Here is a 17,791-nt window from a genome sequence, read left to right on the forward strand (position 1 = left end):
ATTCCCTGTGGCGAGCAGGCTTGTCCTGCGTTGGGCTGCGCAGCAGCCCCAAAGGCAGGCGCTGAGCCGTATCAGGTACACCGCGTTTTGCTCGATGGGGGGCGCTTCGCACCCCAACGCGGGGCAAGCCCGCTCGCCACAATAAGCCCACAAGAGCCCTCTTGATCGTTCCCACGCGTGGGAACGATCAAAATTTCCTTAACTGAACGGCATTAGGGCAAGCCCGCTCGCCACAGCGGTCGGTGGCTGCCGTCCGATTGCACGGTCCAGTTGAAATGAGCCACACGCGTGGCGCCTGCGTTCAGGGGCAACTGAGCATCGAAGTCCAGGTAGAGGCGCTCGGTCTTGAGCGCCAGCTTGAGAATTTCAGCGCCGTCCTCCCCCTCCAGCGGAAAACTGCTGCCGTGCCGCCCATAGGCTCTTCCAAGCAACAGCAACCGACAAATACGCTTGTCCACCTCCAACATGTACGCCGGCGCGCGCGACAGGGTTTCATCGAGGGAATACAGGGCCTTGATGTCGCCGAAACCGCCCTTTTTCAGGGGGCGCGCCCGATAGACACTCAGCGACCAGCGATTTGAATAAGCATCCGGATTGAGCTGGTACAACAGGCAGATGGTGCTGCCTTTGGGTAATGACTCAATCGCGGGAGTGGTGGCAGGGATCGTGTTGAGCCATTGCTCGATCTGCGGATGAAGACGCTCGCTCGGTGCCTGCGCAGGTTCTCCTGGCTCATCCTGCTCATTCGATAGCATGTTCATGCTCAACTCGAACAAGACGGCAGCAGCATGTTTGCAGTCCATCCCCACAGGGCAGGAACACACGCAATGCATATCGCTGAAGCCCGGGCCGCCTGTGGCGGCCAGCGTGATCACCACCGAATAGACATTGCCGCCAGAGCCTCTGCATTTTGCAATGAGTCGCTGGGCGCCGACCTCGACCAGTTGGATGCGGCCTTCATCGGCATAGTCAAAAGCACGCTCAAGCGTGCTACGCGTAAAGTTATCCTGCCAGTCCAGGCTAGCGAGACGTTTGATCAGATCGCTCATGGGTACACACTTTACACCGGCCGTTAAACAGATAAAGACGGATATGTCCTGCCTACCAGTACGAACGTACAGCCACTTGATTCGGAGGCTTCCTACACTTGAAGCCGCGGACAAACACCGCCTGTCACTCGATCAATTGCGCATCCCGCAGCGCACCTGTCGCCAGCATCCAACGCGGGTCCTGCTTGTAGTCCGTCGACGCAATTGCCTGGCCGCGCATCCGCGCAATGCGCGCAGAGGGCGTGACCTTCATCCGTTGCGCGGCGGTGAGTGCAAGCTCGGCGGCCGCGCGATCGTTGCACACCAGCCCCATGTCGCAGCCGGCAGTCAGCGCTGCTTCGATACGGCTGGCGGCGTCGCCGACCACATGGGCGCCGGCCATGGACAGGTCATCGCTGAAAATCACACCGTCAAATTGCAACTCGCCACGCAGGATGTCCTGTAACCAGCGTCGCGAAAAGCCGGCTGGCTGGGCGTCAACCTGCGGGTAGATAACGTGCGCCGGCATCACTGCCGCCAATTGCCGACTCAGCCGCGCGAAAGGCACCAGGTCATTGGCGCGAATCTGCTCCAGGCTGCGTTCGTCATTGGGAATGGCGACGTGGGAATCCGCCTCGGCCCAACCGTGGCCGGGGAAGTGTTTACCAGTGGCGGCCATACCGGCGCTGTTCATGCCGCGAATAAAGGCACCGGCGAGTACGGCAGCGCGCTCGGGGTCGCCCTCGAAGGAACGGGTGCCCACCACGGCGCTGCGCTGGTAGTCCAGGTCCAGCACCGGGGCGAAGCTCAGGTCCAGGCCAACCGCCAGCACTTCAGTGGCCATGATCCAGCCGCACTGCTCGGCCAGGTATTCGGCGTTGGGGTTGTCCGCCAGCGCACGCATGGCCGGCAGGCGTACAAAACCCTGGCGCAGGCGCTGTACGCGACCGCCCTCCTGATCGACCGCCAGAAGCAGGTCCGGACGCACCGCGCGTATCGCCGCGCTCAGCTCACGCACCTGCCGCGGATGCTCGATATTGCGCGCAAAAATGATCAGACCGCCGACCTCAGGCTGGCGCAACAAGTGGCGATCCTCGGCCGTCAGCCATGTGCCGGCAACGTCGACCATCAAAGAACCTTGCAGGGCAGCAGTCATAAACCTTCCTTTAATAACGCGCACACCCCGTCGCCCTCACCAGGTACGGTGAGCACGACGGGGTGCGAGTAAATAGCTGAAATCGGCATGGCGGCTACTTTAGCGGATGCAAGCAGCCAAGCACACCCGCAGCGGTCAAACCTTGGCGGGCACGGGTGCAGTTTTGCTGCGTGGGCGCAGTTGGGCGTCAGCCATGGCTGGGTCGGTGACACCGGTTTCGGCGCGCATGCCGGCGGCCAGGAACGGTACCATCAGGCGCATCACTTGCTCGATGGAGGTGTTGACGCCGAAATCGGTCTCGGCAATCGCACGCAGTGCCTTGATCCCGGACATGCTGAACGCGGCCGCGCCCAACATGAAGTGCACGCGCCAGAACAGTTCGATGGGCGGAATGCGCGGAGCGGCTTCGTTGACCAGCAACATGTAGCGACGGAACACCTTGCCATACATGTCTTCAAGGTAACGACGCAGGTGGCCCTGGCTCTGGCTGAACGCCAGGCCCAGCAAGCGCATGAAGATCGACAGGTCGTTTCCGCTGCGCGGTTGAACCACCAGGGCCTGCTCGACGAGCATCTCCAACAGGTCTTCCAGACTCGGCTTGTGGTCGGCCTTGGCCTGGCGGCGCTCCAGCTCGCGGTCGAGGCTGGCGCAGAACGGCCCCAGAAAGCGCGAAAACACCGCCTGGATCAAGGCTTTTTTCGAGCCGAAATGGTAGTTCACTGCGGCCAGGTTAACCCCGGCCTTGCTGGTGATCAGGCGCAATGAAGTTTCGGCGAATCCTTTTTCCGCGAACAATTGCTCGGCGGCATCGAGAATGCGTTCAACGGTTTCCGACTGGGCCATGGCTACTCCGCCTGACAAACACTTGTTTGAAACATACGTTTCAAGGTATGTCTTGTCAAGCCTGTGAGTTCGTTTTCCGGCCGGGCAGTCACCTTTTTCACCGGTATTTAATCACATCCTTGACGGTGTGTAGGCAGCGCTATCTCTGCCTTGTGGGAAGCCTGCCGAATGACCGTCCAGCGGCGGTGTGGAAAAGGATGATTGCCAAGCGCAGTCCACTGTATATAATCCCAGTCACTGTATAAAAAGACAGAGCGATCAACATGCTAAAACTGACGCCACGCCAAGCTGAGATTCTGGCTTTTATCAAGCGCTGCCTCGATGACAACGGCTACCCGCCGACGCGAGCGGAAATTGCGCTGGAGCTGGGGTTCAAATCCCCCAACGCCGCTGAAGAACACCTCAAGGCCCTCGCCCGCAAAGGCGCGATCGAGATGACTCCCGGCGCTTCACGGGGAATCCGTATCCCCGGCTTTGAAGCCAAGGCCGACGAGTCGACCCTGCCGATCATTGGCCGAGTCGCTGCCGGTGCGCCGATCCTCGCGCAGCAGCACGTCGAGGAATCCTGCAACATCAATCCGACTTTCTTCCACCCTCGCGCCGACTACCTGCTGCGGGTACATGGCATGAGCATGAAGGACGTGGGCATTTTCGACGGTGACCTGCTGGCAGTGCACACCACCCGCGAAGCGCGTAACGGCCAGATCGTCGTCGCCCGTATCGGCGATGAAGTGACGGTCAAGCGCTTCAAGCGTGAAGGCAGCAAGGTCTGGCTGCTGGCAGAGAACCCTGAGTTCGCCCCGATTGAAGTGAACCTGAAAGATCAGGACCTGGTGATCGAAGGCTTGAGTGTCGGCGTCATACGCCGCTAGGAGGCATCATGCAGTTCATGCACACCCCGCAACAGGCACAACTGTCGCTGTTTGAGGCCTTCATGGCTCAACCACTTGCGCCGCTGCTCAAGGAAACGGTCGAGGCCCCGTGGGGGTCCGAGGCCGAGGCGTTCAGTGAATTGTCGTTGCGCGGTGCTGCCGGGAACTGCCTGAGCCTGCTGGCGCCGATCCTTCGGGAATTGAGCGAGGAGCAGGACGCGCGCTGGTTGACGCTGATCGCCCCGCCCGCCAGCCTTACTCAGGCCTGGCTGCGGGACGCCGGCCTTAATCGCGAGCGCATCCTGTTGCTGCAGCCACGCGGCCTGCAAAGCGCCCAGCAGTTAACCTGCGAAGCATTGCGCCTGGGCCGTAGCCATACGGTGGTGAGCTGGTTGAATCCTTTGAACCCGACAACCAAACAGCAACTGATCAGTGCTGCTCGCATGGGTGATGCGCAGAGTTTGAATATTCGACTGGGGTAAACGGGTTTTTTGTGGCACGCGGGCTTGCCACAAAAATCCATTCAGCCTTGGCAGTGATTCAGTGAAGTACCTTCGGGCCATCGTCTTTCTCCGGCTCACCTTCCGCCAGACGACCGGCCATCTGCACACCCACGCTCAACATGGCTTTTGCCACTTCCACGTGCTGGCCTTGCAGGAACACCTTGGCGTCCTCGGAAAAGTCCAGAATAACCAGAGAACCTTCGTCCTCAGCCCGGCGCAGTTCGATGCGGCCGTCAGGCAGTTCAACAATTTCCAGAAAGGACGTCGGCATAAAAATCTGTTCTCCACGAAAGGCCGGGATTATATCAGTCATCCACCCGGCTTCGCTGTGGAACTGAAGAGGTTTCTTTACGGCTTGATGAATGGCGCTTTAGCGCAAAAGCATGAGCTATTTCAGGCAACCACACACCTGTGGCGAGCGGGCTTGCCCCGCGTTGGGCTGCGTAGCAGCCCCAAAACCATGCGCTGCGTAGCGTCAGGTACACCGCGCTTTCCTTGACTGGGGGGGCGCTTGCCCCCAACGCGGGGCAAGCCCGCTCGCCACAAAAAGCCCGCTAGACACAAAAAAACCGCTAGCCACAGAGACTCCAGTTTGCTGCGCGACGGCGCTGGAATCTCCCACAGCTTTGACCTGTGAGCATCAGTGACGCCGTTTCAGCACTCGTTCAAACCTTCGCGAAAGCGCAACGCCAGCTTTTTCAGCTCCTGGCGCCAGCTTTCCAACTCCTCACGGCTCAACGGCTTGGGCTCATCGTCTTCCAGCGAAATAGCCACAATCAACGGCTGTGTCACATCCCCCTTGGGCACGTGAGGCACACGCGGCGGCTGGAACATGTCGGCATGAGCCTTGAGCAGGCGCGCTATCCAGCTGTCCGGGCTCTGGGCCATTTCCACCAGCTCGGCCAGCTCGGGAATAGCCATACTCTCCAGCACTTCACGGGTCATGATCAATTCCGCACGGGGCGCACCGGCCTGCGGCAGACGGTAGTACCCGGCGATTTCATGGCACAGCCCCAGTAACGCACCATACAGATGAAACAAGGCAGCTTCCCGACCGGCCTGGGTCAGCGCGATAGCGTTCATCTCTTTGCCTTGCTCGGCACGGCCGAGGGCTTCCAGGGACAAACCCGCGAAGTAAATTTTCTGGTTGGTACGGGTATAGAGTTCGTTGGCCATGACGGCAATCTCCACAACGAATAAGCCTGATGCTGACAGTGTGGGAGCAAACTCGCTCCTACAAAAAGCAAAAGCCGTCTATACAGACGGCTTTCAACCTTAACAGACTAGCGAATCAAGCGCCCTGGCGCTTGTCCTCCACCTTCCACTTGCCACCGTCGTAGAAGGCTTTCCAGCCAGTCGGCTTGCCGTCCACTTCGGTCTGCACGTACTGCTCCTTGGTTTTGCGGCTGTAGCGGATCACGGCTGGACGACCATCCGGGTCCTTCTTCGGCGCTTCACACAGGAAGTGGTACTTGGGATCGATTTCGTCCTTGTGCGGCACGATTTCCAGCACCAGCGGTGCACGGGTCTCGCGGTTTTTCGGGAACTGGCTGGCCGCCAGGAACAGCCCCGACGCACCGTCGCGCAGGATATAGGTGTCGTTGACCTTCTCGCACTTGAGCTCGGGCATCTTCACCGGGTCCATCTTCGGTGGCGCTGCGTCACCGCTTTTAAGCAGCTTGCGGGTGTTCTTGCAGGTCGGGTTGGTGCAACCGAAGAACTTGCCGAAACGGCCGGTCTTGAGCTGCATTTCACTGCCGCACTTGTCACACTCCAGGCTCGGGCCTTCATAGCCCTTGATGCGGTAGCTGCCCTCTTCGATCTCGTAACCGTTGCAATCCGGGTTGTTACCGCAGATGTGCAGCTTGTGCTTCTCGTCCAGCAGGTAAGCGTCCATCGCCGTGCTGCAGATCGGGCAGCGATGCTTGCCACGCAGCACCAGCGACTCGGACTCACCCTCGTCATCGGCGGCGATTTCATCGCCCGGAACCAGGTTAACGGTGGCCTTGCAGCGCTCCTTGGGCGGCAGGCTGTAGCCCGAGCAGCCGAGGAACACGCCGGTGGACGCGGTACGAATCTGCATTGGCCGGCCGCAGGTCAGGCACGGAATGTCAGTCATCACCGGCTGGTTGGCGCGCATGCCGGTGTCAGGGCTTTCGGCCACTTCGAGCTTCTTCTTGAAGTCGCCGTAGAACTCGTCCAGCACGTTTTTCCAGTCGCGCTCGCCCTGGGCCACGTCATCGAGGTTCTCTTCCATACCGGCGGTAAAGCCGTAGTCCATCAGGTTGGAGAAACTCTCGGACAGACGCTCGGTGACGATATCGCCCATCTTTTCCGAGTAGAAGCGACGGTTGTGCAGCGCTACGTAGCCACGGTCCTGGATGGTGGAGATGATCGCCGCGTAGGTCGAAGGACGACCGATGCCGCGTTTTTCCATCTCTTTCACCAGGCTGGCTTCCGAGTAACGAGCCGGTGGCTTGGTGAAGTGCTGGGACGGGTCGAGCTTGATCAGCTTCAGCGTGTCGCCCTGGGCCATGTCCGGCAGTACATCGTCATCACCCGGTTTGGCGATTTGCGGCATCACGCGGGTGTAGCCGTCGAACTTGAGGATACGGCCCTTGGCACGCAGCTCGAAGTCGCCGGCACCCACGCTCACCGTGGTGGACAGGTACTGCGCCGGCAGCATCTGGCACGCCAGGAACTGGCGCCAGATCAACTCGTACAGGCGCTCGGCGTCGCGTTCCATGCCGCTCAGCTTGCTCGGCTCAGTGTTGGCGTCGGAAGGACGAATCGCTTCGTGAGCCTCCTGGGCGCCTTCCTTGCTGCTGTAGACGTTCGGCTTCTCCGGCAGGTACTTCTTGCCGAATTCGCTTTCGATATAGGTACGCGCCATTGCCACCGCGTCCTGGGACAGGTTGGTGGAGTCGGTACGCATATAGGTGATGTAGCCAGCTTCGTACAGACGCTGGGCCATCATCATGGTTTTCTTCACACCGAAGCCCAGCCGGTTGCTCGCGGCCTGTTGCAGCGTGGAGGTGATGAACGGCGCCGACGGCTTGCTGCTGGTCGGCTTGTCTTCACGCTTGACGATGCTATAGCTGGAGGCCTTGAGCTTCTCCAGCGCGGCCATGGCCTGGGTTTCGTTCAGCGGTTTGAACGCCTCGCCTTTCTCGCGGGCCACTTCAAAGCGCACATTGTTGCCCTTGGCGGTGCCGAGGTCCGCGTGGACTTCCCAGTACTCTTCGGGGTTGAACGCACGGATCTCGCGCTCACGCTCCACCACCAGCTTGACCGCTACCGATTGCACCCGACCGGCGGACAGGCCACGGGCAATCTTCGCCCACAGCAGTGGCGAAACCATGTAACCCACCACACGGTCGAGGAAACGACGCGCCTGCTGGGCGTTGACACGGTCGATGTCCAGCTCGCCCGGCTTGGAAAACGCTTCCTGGATGGCTTTCTTGGTGATTTCGTTGAACACCACCCGCTTGTAGCGGCTGTCGTCACCACCGATGGCTTCGCGCAGGTGCCAGGCAATGGCTTCCCCTTCGCGGTCCAAGTCCGTCGCGAGATAGATGGTGTCGGCATCCTTGGCGAGCCGGCGCAGCTCTTCGATGACCTTTTCCTTGCCCGGAAGGATTTCGTACTTGGCCTTCCAGCCATGATCCGGGTCCACACCCATGCGCGAGACCAGTTGCTTGCGCGCTTTCTCTTTTGGCGTGAGTACCGGACCTTCGCCCGCGGCGGCCTTGCCGCGTTTGGCGGCAGGCTCCTTGCTGGCGCTAGCCGAACCGCTGGTGGGCAGGTCTCGGATATGGCCGATACTCGACTTCACCACGTACTCGTTGCCCAAGTACTTGTTGATGGTCTTGGCCTTAGCCGGGGATTCCACAATGACCAGCGATTTGCCCATGGATCGGAAAATTCCTGAATTCGAGAAGTGAAAGGCAGTTGGCGCCTGACGCGGCAACGCTATATATAGTGGCAACAAGGTGAGGTCAAGCGCAGCACTCTGCGCGACCTGCCGTTATTGCCCTGAAAAAAGACTGGGTTCGGCCTGCACCAAAGCAAAGCGCGGGACCTGCTCGCCGTCAACTTCGACGGACTCCACGAACATGCTCAAGGGACGCACCCAAAAGCCGTAATCGCCATACAGTGCTTGGTAAAACACTACTTGTTCTTCGGTTTCGGAGTGCCGCGCCACACTGAAAACACGGTATTGCGGACCTTTATAATGCTGGTAGAGCCCTGGTTCGACTTTCATGCTGCGGCCCCCTTAGAAAATTCGTAAAAAAAATATTACAAAACGCCAAAAAACAAAAACCGGGGCACTGGGCCCCGGCGTTCCGCCAAGCAACGCTTAGACGCGTTCGAAGACGGTGGAGATGCCTTGGCCAAGACCAATGCACATGGTTGCAACACCCAGGTTGCCGCCATTTTGCTTCATCACGTTAAGCAAAGTACCGGAGATACGTGCACCGGAGCAACCAAACGGATGACCCAGGGCAATTGCGCCGCCGTGCAGGTTAACCTTCTCGTTCATCTTGTCGAGCACTTTCAAATCTTTCAGCACCGGCAGGGCCTGTGCGGCGAAAGCTTCGTTGAGTTCGAAGAAGTCGATATCGGCGATGGTCAGGCCTGCGCGTTTCAAGGCTTTTTGCGTGGCCGGAACCGGACCATAGCCCATGATCGCCGGGTCCACACCCGCCACAGCCATTGAACGAATCACCGCCATCGGCTGGATGCCCAGGTCCTGGGCACGCTGCGCGGACATCACGATCATGCACGAGGCACCGTCGGTGATTTGCGACGACGTACCGGCCGTCACGGTGCCGCCCTTCGGATTGAATGCCGGCTTCAAGGCCGCCAGACTTTCCAGGGTGGTATCCGGACGAATGGTTTCGTCGTAGTCGAACAGTTTGAGGAAACCGTTCTCGTCGTAACCGTTCATCGGGATGATTTCATCCTTGAACTTGCCTTCCACGGTCGCCTTGTGGGCGAGCTGGTGGGAACGCAGGCCAAACGCGTCCTGGGCTTCACGGGTGATGCCGTGCATCTTGCCGAGCATTTCTGCGGTGAGGCCCATCATGCCCGACGCTTTTGCCGCGTACAGCGACATGTGCGGGTTGGGATCGACGCCGTGCATCATGCTCACGTGGCCCATGTGCTCCACGCCGCCTACCACGAACACATCACCGTTGCCGGTCATGATCGCCTGCGCGGCGGTGTGCAGCGCGCTCATCGACGAACCGCACAGGCGGCTCACGGTCTGGCCCGCTGCAGTGTGAGGGATCTGGGTCATCAACGACGCCATGCGCGCGATGTTCCAGCCCTGCTCCAGGGTCTGGTTGACGCAGCCCCAGATCACGTCTTCGACTTCGTTGGGGTCGACCTTGACGTTGCGCTCCAGCAATTTGCTGATCAGGTGCGCCGACATGTCCTCGGCGCGGGTGTTGCGGTGCATGCCGCCCTTGGAGCGGCCCATCGGGGTGCGACCGAAGTCGACAATCACGACGTCTCTTGGATTCAAGCTCATAAATAGTCTCGCTCTAATGTCCGGGGGCGCTTAACCGAAGAAGCTCTGGCCATTTTTGGCCATTTCACGCAGCTTGGCGGTCGGGTGGTACAGCGGGCCCAGATCGGCGTATTTGTCAGCCAGGGCAACGAACTCGGCCACACCGATCGAGTCGATGTAACGCAGCGCACCGCCACGGAACGGAGGGAAACCAATACCGTACACCAGGCCCATGTCGGCTTCGGCGGCGGTTTCGACGATGCCGTCTTCCAGGCAGCGCACGGTTTCCAGGCACAGGGCGATCATCATCCAGTTGACGATGTCCTCGTCGGACACCTCACGCTGCTCGTAGATGACCGGCGCCAGCACTTCGTGCACCGACGGGTCGGCCACTTTCTTCTGCTTGCCCTTCTTGTCGGCCTCGTAGGCGTAGAAGCCCTTGCCGTTCTTCTGACCCAGGCGCTTGGCCTCGTACAGCGCGTCGATCGCCGAACGGCGGTCGTCTTTCATGCGGTCCGGGAAGCCTTCAGCCATCACGTCGCGACCGTGGTGGCCGGTGTCGATGCCGACCACGTCCATCAGGTACGCCGGGCCCATGGGCCAGCCGAACTTTTCCATCACCTTGTCGATGCGCACAAAGTCCACGCCGGCGCTGACCAGCTTGGCGAAACCGCCGAAGTAGGGGAACAGCACGCGGTTGACCAGAAAGCCCGGGCAGTCGTTGACCACAATCGGGTTCTTGCCCATTTTCTTGGCGTAGGCCACGGTGGTGGCAACGGCCAGCTCGCTGGACTTCTCGCCACGGATCACTTCCACCAGCGGCATCATGTGCACCGGGTTAAAGAAGTGCATGCCGACGAAGTTTTCCGGGCGCTTGAGGGCCTGAGCCAGCAGCGTGATGGAAATGGTCGAGGTATTGGAGGCCAGGATGGTGTCGTCCTTGACCTGCGCTTCCACTTCGGCCAGTACGGCCTGCTTGACCTTCGGGTTTTCGACGACGGCTTCGACCACCAGATCGACGTGACCGAAGTCACCGTAAGACAGCGTAGGACGAATGCCGTTAAGCACTTCAGCCATTTTCGCCGCGGTCATGCGACCTTTGTCCACGCGGCCGACCAGCAGCTTGGCGGCTTCCGCCAGGCCTTGCTCGATACCGTGCTCGTTGATGTCTTTCATCAGGATCGGCGTGCCCTTGGACGCCGACTGATAGGCGATACCGCCGCCCATGATCCCGGCGCCGAGTACGGCAGCCTGTTTCACGTCTTTGGCGATCTCGTCGTAGGCCTTGGCTTTTTTCTTCAGTTCCTGATCGTTCAGGAACAGGCCGATCAGGCTCTGGGCCGCCGAGGTCTTCGCCAGCTTGACGAAACCGGCCGCTTCCACTTCCAGGGCCTTGTCGCGACCGAAGTTCGCTGCCTTCTGAATGGTCTTGATCGCTTCAACCGGCGCCGGGTAGTTAGGGCCGGCCTGACCCGCCACGAAACCCTTGGCGGTTTCGAACGACATCATTTGCTCGATGGCGTTGAGCTTGAGTTTTTCCAGCTTCGGCTGCCGCTTGGCCTTGTAGTCAAATTCGCCGCTGATGGCGCCCTTGATCAGGTTCAGCGCAGCTTCAGCCAACTTGTCAGGGGCAACCACAGCATCGACGGCACCGACTTTCAGTGCGTCTTCAGCGTTGTTTTCCTTGCCGGCGGCGATCCACTCGATGGCGTTGTCGGCACCGATCAGGCGCGGCAGGCGCACGGTGCCGCCAAAGCCCGGGTAGATGCCCAGCTTGACTTCGGGCAGGCCGACTTTGGCAGTCGCCGACATCACGCGAAAGTCTGCGGCCAGGCACATTTCCAGGCCGCCGCCCAGCGCGATGCCGTTGATCGCGGCAACGGTAGGTACGTTGAGGTCTTCGAAATCGCTGAAAATCTTGTTGGCTTCGAGGTTGCCGGCCACAAGCTCCGCATCGGGAAGCTTGAAGTTGTCGACGAATTCGGTGATGTCAGCGCCGACGATGAACACGTCCTTGCCGCTGGAGACGATCACGCCCTTGACCGAAGCATCCGCTTTGATGGTGTCTACGGCCTGACGCAGTTCGTTCAGGGTTAGACGGTTGAACTTGTTGACGGACTCACCCTTGAGGTCGAATTTCAATTCGACGATGCCACTTTCAAGAGCCTTAACCGTGATGGCTTTACCTTCGTAAATCATCAACTGATCTCCACGATATGGAAGCTGAACAGTACACACTGGACGCTGGCCTAGGGTTGGACATTGAGGTTTTGCCCAATGTTCACGCCCATCCGCCAGGCACACCCGCCAATGCGATAGTCGGGATTATGTATGAAGCATCTGACAGACAAACGCTCAATTCATACGCCCGTTTGATTTGGGTACGCCACCTTCATCCAATTCCGGGCAATTGTCAATCGCTCCAAAGGCCAGGAAAAACACGACTTTCCAGTCATTTCAGGAACCACAACCCTAGCCCCGCACAGAGGGAATATTCAATTATTCACTGAATCAATAATGCAGGGATTATGCAAAAGGGCTGTACAGAACAGGTAAGCCCGCTAGGCTAGCGAGTACCTTACTGCGCCAGGATGAACATCCGACGCGACAAACAGCATTACCGGCCTGCCTGGCCAACTCCAGCCCGATGATGAATGTCGGGCTTTTTATCGCGCGGCTTTCAGGCCAGGGCCTTGAGCAACGCGTCGATGTCTCTGAGTACACCCGCCTCGCCCTTTTCGCCCCAGTAAACGGCGATCATCTGCTTGTCCGCTTCGACCTTGTAGACATTGGCCGGCAGCGTTGCAAAATGCGCCAGCAAGGCCTCCTCCACGCACACCTCGCGCCACTGGTTGACCCACACGCCTGGCTCCAGCTGCCAGTAGCTCCAAAGGGCCGGCGCACTGCCGCGTCGTGGCCGGCAATACTGCGCACACGGGCTTGGCGGCTCGTGCTTGAGCCAGTGCGGCCACTCCTGCGGCGCCAGTTGCATGGCCAGGCCGATGCGTCGCGCCTCCATGCGCAGGGCCATGCGTCCGCTCTGCTGGCGCGACGGGCGCAGCCAAGCCAGGGGGCTTAAAACCACCGCAAGGATTGACACCACTATCCACACCGTCATATGTGTACTCCCGAATTTCTAGATGAGCGGATTTGACCTGACGCAACCCCATCCGCTTGAAAGCAGCCATACTGAACTTATTGCAGTCCCTTGGAGGAACGCCTCATGCCCTACAAACATATTCTGGTCGCTGTCGATCTGACCGAAGAGTGCGATCCGGTGATCAAGCGCGCGCAGGAATCTGCACTGGCCAATGGCGCCATATTGTCGCTGGTGCATATCGTCGAGCCCATGGCCATGGCCTTTGGCGGTGACGTACCGATGGACCTTTCCCAGTTGCAGCAACAACAATTTGACCAGGCCAAGGAGCGCCTGGACCGTTTGATTCTCAAATACCCTCACCTGAAAAAGGACGACTGCCACCTGACATACGGCCAACCGCGCCAGGAAATCCACCACTTGGCCAAGGAAAAGGCGTGCGACTTGATCGTGGTGGGTAGCCATGGTCGTCACGGTTTGGCGTTGTTGCTGGGCTCTACTGCCAATGATGTTCTGCACGGCGCGCCGTGCGATGTACTGGCCGTCAAGCTGGTAAAAAATTCGTAAGACCGATGGCCCCTCCCACATTTTGAATCGCACTTCATATAGAAAACCCGGTGTTCATCAGATGAACACCGGGTTTTTTATTGCCCAGCAATCACTCAGGCATCCAGCTCGGCCCAACGCTCAACCAGCACTTCCAGCTCCTGGTTCAACGTCTCCAGGGAGGCGATGACCTTGGCGGTGTCTGCCGCCGGGCGCAGGTAGAAACCCGCATCAGCCATTTCTGCTTCGACTGCGGCGATCTGCTGCTCCTTGGCCTCGATCTCTCCCGGCAAGGCTTCCAGCTCGCGCTGCAGCTTGTAGCTGAGTTTCTTCCTGGCCGCCGGCGCTGCGTCCTGCGCGGGCGCAGGTGCGGCCGCCACCGGTGCAACCACGGCGGAGGTCAGGTCGGCCTTGCCGGACTTGCTCTCGGTCACGCCCAGCAGACGCGGCGAGCCGCCCTGGCGCAGCCAGTCCTGATAACCACCGACGTATTCACGCACCTTGCCTTCACCTTCGAAGACCAGCGTGCTGGTGACCACGTTGTCGAGGAATGCCCGGTCGTGACTGACCATCAGTACGGTGCCGTTGAAGGTCAGCAGCACTTCTTCCAGCAGTTCGAGGGTTTCCACGTCGAGGTCGTTGGTCGGTTCATCGAGCACCAGCAGGTTGGCCGGCTTGCTGAACAGCTTGGCCAGCAACAGGCGCGCACGCTCACCGCCGGACAACGCCTTGACCGGCGTGCGCGCACGCTGGGGGCTGAACAGGAAGTCGCCGAGGTAGCTCAGAACGTGGCGGCTCTGGCCGTCGATGTCGATAAAGTCGCGGCCTTCGGCAACGTTGTCGATCACGGTTTTTTCCAGGTCCAACTGGTGACGCAACTGGTCGAAGTAGGCCACGTCGATACGCGTGCCCTCTTCCACCTTGCCGCTGGTCGGTTGCAGGCCATTGAGCATCAGTTTGAGCAAGGTGGTCTTGCCGGTGCCGTTGGCGCCCAGCAGACCGATACGGTCGCCGCGTGCCAGCACCATGGAGAAGTCCTTGATCAGCAACGGACCGCCCGGGTGATGGAAGCTGACGTTCTCCAGCACCATTACCTGCTTGCCCGACTTGTCAGCGGTGTCCAGCTGGATATTGGCCTTGCCGGTACGCTCGCGACGCTCACCACGCTCAACACGCAAGGCCTTGAGTGCGCGCACACGGCCCTCGTTACGGGTGCGGCGCGCCTTGATGCCCTGGCGGATCCAGACTTCTTCCTGGGCCAGCTTCTTGTCGAACAGCGCATTGGCGGTTTCTTCAGCGGACAGCGCAGCCTCTTTGTGCACCAGGAAGCTGGCGTAGTCGCCGTTCCAGTCGATCAGACCACCACGGTCCAGCTCGAGGATGCGCGTGGCCAGGCTCTGCAGGAACGCCCGGTCGTGCGTGATGAACAGCACGGCGCCCTGGAAGTCCTTGATGGCTTCTTCAAGCCAGGCGATAGCGCCGATGTCCAGGTGGTTGGTCGGCTCGTCGAGCAGCAGCAGATCCGGCTCGGACACCAGCGCCTGGGCCAGCAGTACGCGACGACGCCAGCCGCCGGACAACTCAGCGAGGGTCTTGTCGGCCGGCAACTGCAGGCGGCTGAGGGTGCTGTCGACCAGTTGCTGCAAGCGCCAGCCGTCACGGGCTTCCAGCGCCTGCTGCACGTGCATCAGCTTGTCCAGGTCTTCTTCGGTGACGCAGTTCTGCGCCAGGTGATGGTATTGCGCGAGCAACTCGCCCACGCCATCGAGGCCTTCGGCGACCACGTCGAACACTGTCCGTCCGTCGGCCACCGGCAATTCCTGCGGCAATTCGCCGATCTTGAGGCCCGGAGCGCGCCAGACAGAGCCGTCATCGGGCTTCTGATCGCCCTTTACCAGCTTCATCATGCTCGACTTGCCGGTGCCGTTGCGGCCGATGATGCACACCCGCTCACCACGGGCGATCTGCCAGGACACCTTGTCCAACAACGGCATAGCGCCGAAAGCAAGGGACACATCGCTGAATTTGAGCAGGGTCATACACTTCTCCAAAAACCGGGCGCGCATTCTACCTGAGTTGAGGGTCGGATGCGGTCGGCTTTTTCGATGTCGACACGTTCTGTAGGACATTTCCGTCGAACTTGAACGAACCTCCCGGCAAAGCTTTCGCCGGTCGCTGGCAAAAGGCTAAGCTAGGGGCAATCAGTGTCGGCGGTGCCGGTGCTAGTCGTGATTTCTCTGCACGGACGTCTCATGCGCAGTCGCCTTTTCAACTTTTTATCCTGTCTGCTTCTTTCCGCCACCGCCGCCCAATCCGCCCAGGCCGTGGACCTCACCACCCAACGTCAATACTACGATGAAGCCAAACGTGCGCTGGCCAAGGGCGATACCGGCCCCTACATGCAATACAGCCAGGCGCTGGCCGACTATCCGCTGACGCCCTACCTGGCCTATGACGAATTGACCGCGCGCCTTAAAAGCGCGAGCAACGAGGAAATCGAGCAGTTCCTCGCCAAAAACGGCGACCTGCCCCAGGCCAACTGGATGAAGCTACGTTGGTTGCGCTGGCTCGCCGAACGTGGCGACTGGCAGACCTTTGAAAAGTACTACGACACCAAGCTCAATTTTGTTGAGCTGGACTGCCTGCACGGCCAATACCAGCTCACCCACAACCTGAAGGCCGAAGGCTACAAGACCGCCGAAAAGCTGTGGATGACCGGCAAAACCCAACCCTCCGCCTGTGATGTCACCTTCGGCCAGTGGGCGGCAGCCGGGCAACTTACCGAACAGAAAATCTGGGACCGCACCAAGCTCGCCGCCGAAGCGCGTAACTACGCGCTGGCCAATAGTCTGGTGAAAACCCTGCCCACCCTCGGCGCCCAGGGCCGCTTGATGGTGGATGTGGCGCAAAAGCCCGACATGCTCAGCGACCCGTCACGCTTCCTGCCGGCCAACGAGGCCATGTCCGATGCCGTGGGCCTGGGCCTGCGTCGTTTGGCACGCCAGGACCCGGACAAAGCCATGGCCCTGCTCGACGGCTACGCCAGCAGCATGCACTTTTCCCGTGACGAAAAAGTGTCGATCGCCCGCGAAATCGGCCTGACTCTGGCCCGCCGCTATGACCCGCGCGCCCTCGACGTGATGACCCAGTACGACCCCGAACTGCGCGACAACACGGTATCCGAATGGCGCCTGCGCCTGCTGCTGCGCCTGGCACGTTGGGAAGAGGCCTACCAGCTCACCCGCAAACTGCCACAGGACCTGGCTACCACTAACCGCTGGCGCTACTGGCAGGCCCGCAGCCTGGAACTGGCCGAGCCGAAAAATCCGCAAGCCATGGTGCTGTACAAAAACGTCGCCAAGGAACGGGATTTCTACGGTTTCCTCGCCGCCGACCGCTCCAGGTCGCCGTACCAGCTCACCAACAAACCGCTGGTGATGAGCCAGGCGCTGATGAACAAGGTGCGCAATACACCGGGCGTGCGCCGCGCAATGGAGTTCTATGCGCGTGGCCAGATCGTCGACGGGCGCCGCGAGTGGTATCACGTCAGCCGTCACTTCAACCGCGATGAAATGGTCGCCCAGGCCAGGCTGGCCTACGACATGAAATGGTACTTCCCGGCGATCCGCACCATCAGCCAGGCGCAGTACTGGGATGACCTGGACATCCGCTTCCCCATGGCCCACCGCGACACCCTGGTGCGCGAAGCCAAGGTGCGTGGTTTGCATTCGAGCTGGGTGTTCGCCATCACCCGCCAGGAAAGTGCGTTCATGGACGACGCGCGCTCCGGCGTCGGCGCCAGCGGCCTGATGCAACTGATGCCGGGCACCGCCAAGGAGACCGCGCGCAAATTCAGCATCCCCCTGGCCTCACCGGCCCAGGTGCTCGACCCTGACAAGAACATCCAGCTCGGCGCCGCCTACCTGAGCCAGGTGCACAGCCAATTCAACGGCAACCGCGTGCTCGCCTCCGCCGCCTACAACGCCGGCCCAGGCCGCGTACGCCAGTGGCTGCGCGGTGCCGACCACCTGAGTTTCGACGTGTGGGTGGAAAGCATCCCGTTCGATGAAACCCGTCAGTATGTGCAGAACGTGCTGTCTTATTCGGTGATCTACGGACAGAAGCTCAATTCGCCACAGCCGTTGGTGGATTGGCATGAGCGCTATTTCGACGATCAGTAATAGCCAAATGTGAAAGCGCGCTTATCGTGGCGAGCGGGCTTGCCCTAATG

At 60.2% G+C, this 17,791-nt stretch carries 15 protein-coding genes; 4 read left to right on the top strand and 11 right to left on the bottom strand.

Going from position 1 to position 17,791, the window contains the following annotated elements; genetic code table 11:
* Positions 1-212 precede the first annotated feature (212 nt).
* The 3 genes from ACXX81_RS15300 to ACXX81_RS15310 form a co-directional block, all read right to left on the bottom strand.
* Positions 213-1,049 (bottom strand): SWIM zinc finger family protein, encoded by an 837-nt coding sequence (locus tag ACXX81_RS15300; protein ID WP_458571986.1) that lies wholly within the window; start codon positions 1,047-1,049, stop codon positions 213-215.
* 124 nt (positions 1,050-1,173) lie between these two features.
* Positions 1,174-2,184, bottom strand: a complete 1,011-nt coding sequence (gene nagZ / locus ACXX81_RS15305) for a beta-N-acetylhexosaminidase (RefSeq protein WP_209990122.1) — start codon at positions 2,182-2,184, stop codon at positions 1,174-1,176.
* Between the two features lie 135 nt (positions 2,185-2,319).
* Positions 2,320-3,027 carry a TetR/AcrR family transcriptional regulator gene (locus ACXX81_RS15310; protein ID WP_003234056.1) on the bottom strand — a complete coding sequence of 236 codons (708 nt, stop codon included), beginning with the start codon at positions 3,025-3,027 and terminating at the stop codon, positions 2,320-2,322.
* A gap of 263 nt (positions 3,028-3,290) precedes the next feature.
* Between ACXX81_RS15310 and lexA the strand changes: the two genes are divergently transcribed.
* Positions 3,291-3,899, top strand: coding sequence for a transcriptional repressor LexA (gene lexA, locus ACXX81_RS15315; RefSeq protein ID WP_003172575.1), 609 nt, complete (start codon positions 3,291-3,293; stop codon positions 3,897-3,899).
* An 8-nt stretch (positions 3,900-3,907) separates the two neighbouring features.
* Positions 3,908-4,381: an SOS-induced cell division inhibitor SulA gene (sulA, locus tag ACXX81_RS15320; protein WP_209990116.1), complete on the top strand. Its 474-nt coding sequence runs from the start codon at positions 3,908-3,910 to the stop codon at positions 4,379-4,381.
* Positions 4,382-4,439: 58 nt separating this feature from the next.
* On the opposite strand, the gene ACXX81_RS15325 is transcribed toward sulA, so the two are convergent.
* The 7 genes from ACXX81_RS15325 to ACXX81_RS15355 form a co-directional block, all read right to left on the bottom strand.
* On the bottom strand, positions 4,440-4,673 hold the full coding sequence (locus ACXX81_RS15325) for a hypothetical protein (RefSeq protein WP_209990112.1): 234 nt from the start codon (positions 4,671-4,673) through the stop codon (positions 4,440-4,442).
* Between the two features lie 383 nt (positions 4,674-5,056).
* A complete protein-coding gene (locus ACXX81_RS15330) occupies positions 5,057-5,578 on the bottom strand; it encodes a DUF6586 family protein (RefSeq protein ID WP_209990109.1) in 522 nt (173 codons plus the stop codon).
* A gap of 115 nt (positions 5,579-5,693) precedes the next feature.
* Positions 5,694-8,315, bottom strand: coding sequence for a type I DNA topoisomerase (gene topA / locus ACXX81_RS15335; RefSeq protein ID WP_209990106.1), 2,622 nt, complete (start codon positions 8,313-8,315; stop codon positions 5,694-5,696).
* 114 nt (positions 8,316-8,429) lie between these two features.
* Positions 8,430-8,666, bottom strand: a complete 237-nt coding sequence (locus tag ACXX81_RS15340) for a DUF1653 domain-containing protein (protein WP_057009560.1) — start codon at positions 8,664-8,666, stop codon at positions 8,430-8,432.
* Positions 8,667-8,762: 96 nt separating this feature from the next.
* Positions 8,763-9,938 (bottom strand): acetyl-CoA C-acyltransferase FadA, encoded by a 1,176-nt coding sequence (fadA, locus tag ACXX81_RS15345; protein ID WP_003234046.1) that lies wholly within the window; start codon positions 9,936-9,938, stop codon positions 8,763-8,765.
* 30 nt (positions 9,939-9,968) lie between these two features.
* On the bottom strand, positions 9,969-12,116 hold the full coding sequence (gene fadB / locus ACXX81_RS15350) for a fatty acid oxidation complex subunit alpha FadB (RefSeq protein WP_209990103.1): 2,148 nt from the start codon (positions 12,114-12,116) through the stop codon (positions 9,969-9,971).
* A 481-nt stretch (positions 12,117-12,597) separates the two neighbouring features.
* On the bottom strand, positions 12,598-13,035 hold the full coding sequence (locus tag ACXX81_RS15355) for a hypothetical protein (protein ID WP_231422139.1): 438 nt from the start codon (positions 13,033-13,035) through the stop codon (positions 12,598-12,600).
* Positions 13,036-13,140: 105 nt separating this feature from the next.
* On the opposite strand from ACXX81_RS15355, the gene ACXX81_RS15360 reads away from it, so the two are divergent.
* Positions 13,141-13,581, top strand: coding sequence for a universal stress protein (locus ACXX81_RS15360; RefSeq protein ID WP_209990097.1), 441 nt, complete (start codon positions 13,141-13,143; stop codon positions 13,579-13,581).
* Between the two features lie 95 nt (positions 13,582-13,676).
* Here ACXX81_RS15360 and ACXX81_RS15365 read toward each other — a convergent pair whose 3' ends face one another.
* Positions 13,677-15,599 carry an ATP-binding cassette domain-containing protein gene (locus ACXX81_RS15365; protein ID WP_209990093.1) on the bottom strand — a complete coding sequence of 641 codons (1,923 nt, stop codon included), beginning with the start codon at positions 15,597-15,599 and terminating at the stop codon, positions 13,677-13,679.
* Positions 15,600-15,812: 213 nt separating this feature from the next.
* On the opposite strand from ACXX81_RS15365, the gene ACXX81_RS15370 reads away from it, so the two are divergent.
* Positions 15,813-17,741, top strand: a complete 1,929-nt coding sequence (locus ACXX81_RS15370) for a transglycosylase SLT domain-containing protein (protein WP_209990091.1) — start codon at positions 15,813-15,815, stop codon at positions 17,739-17,741.
* The last annotated feature ends 50 nt before the right edge of the window (positions 17,742-17,791 follow it).

The organism is Pseudomonas sp. GNP013, from assembly GCF_054343995.1.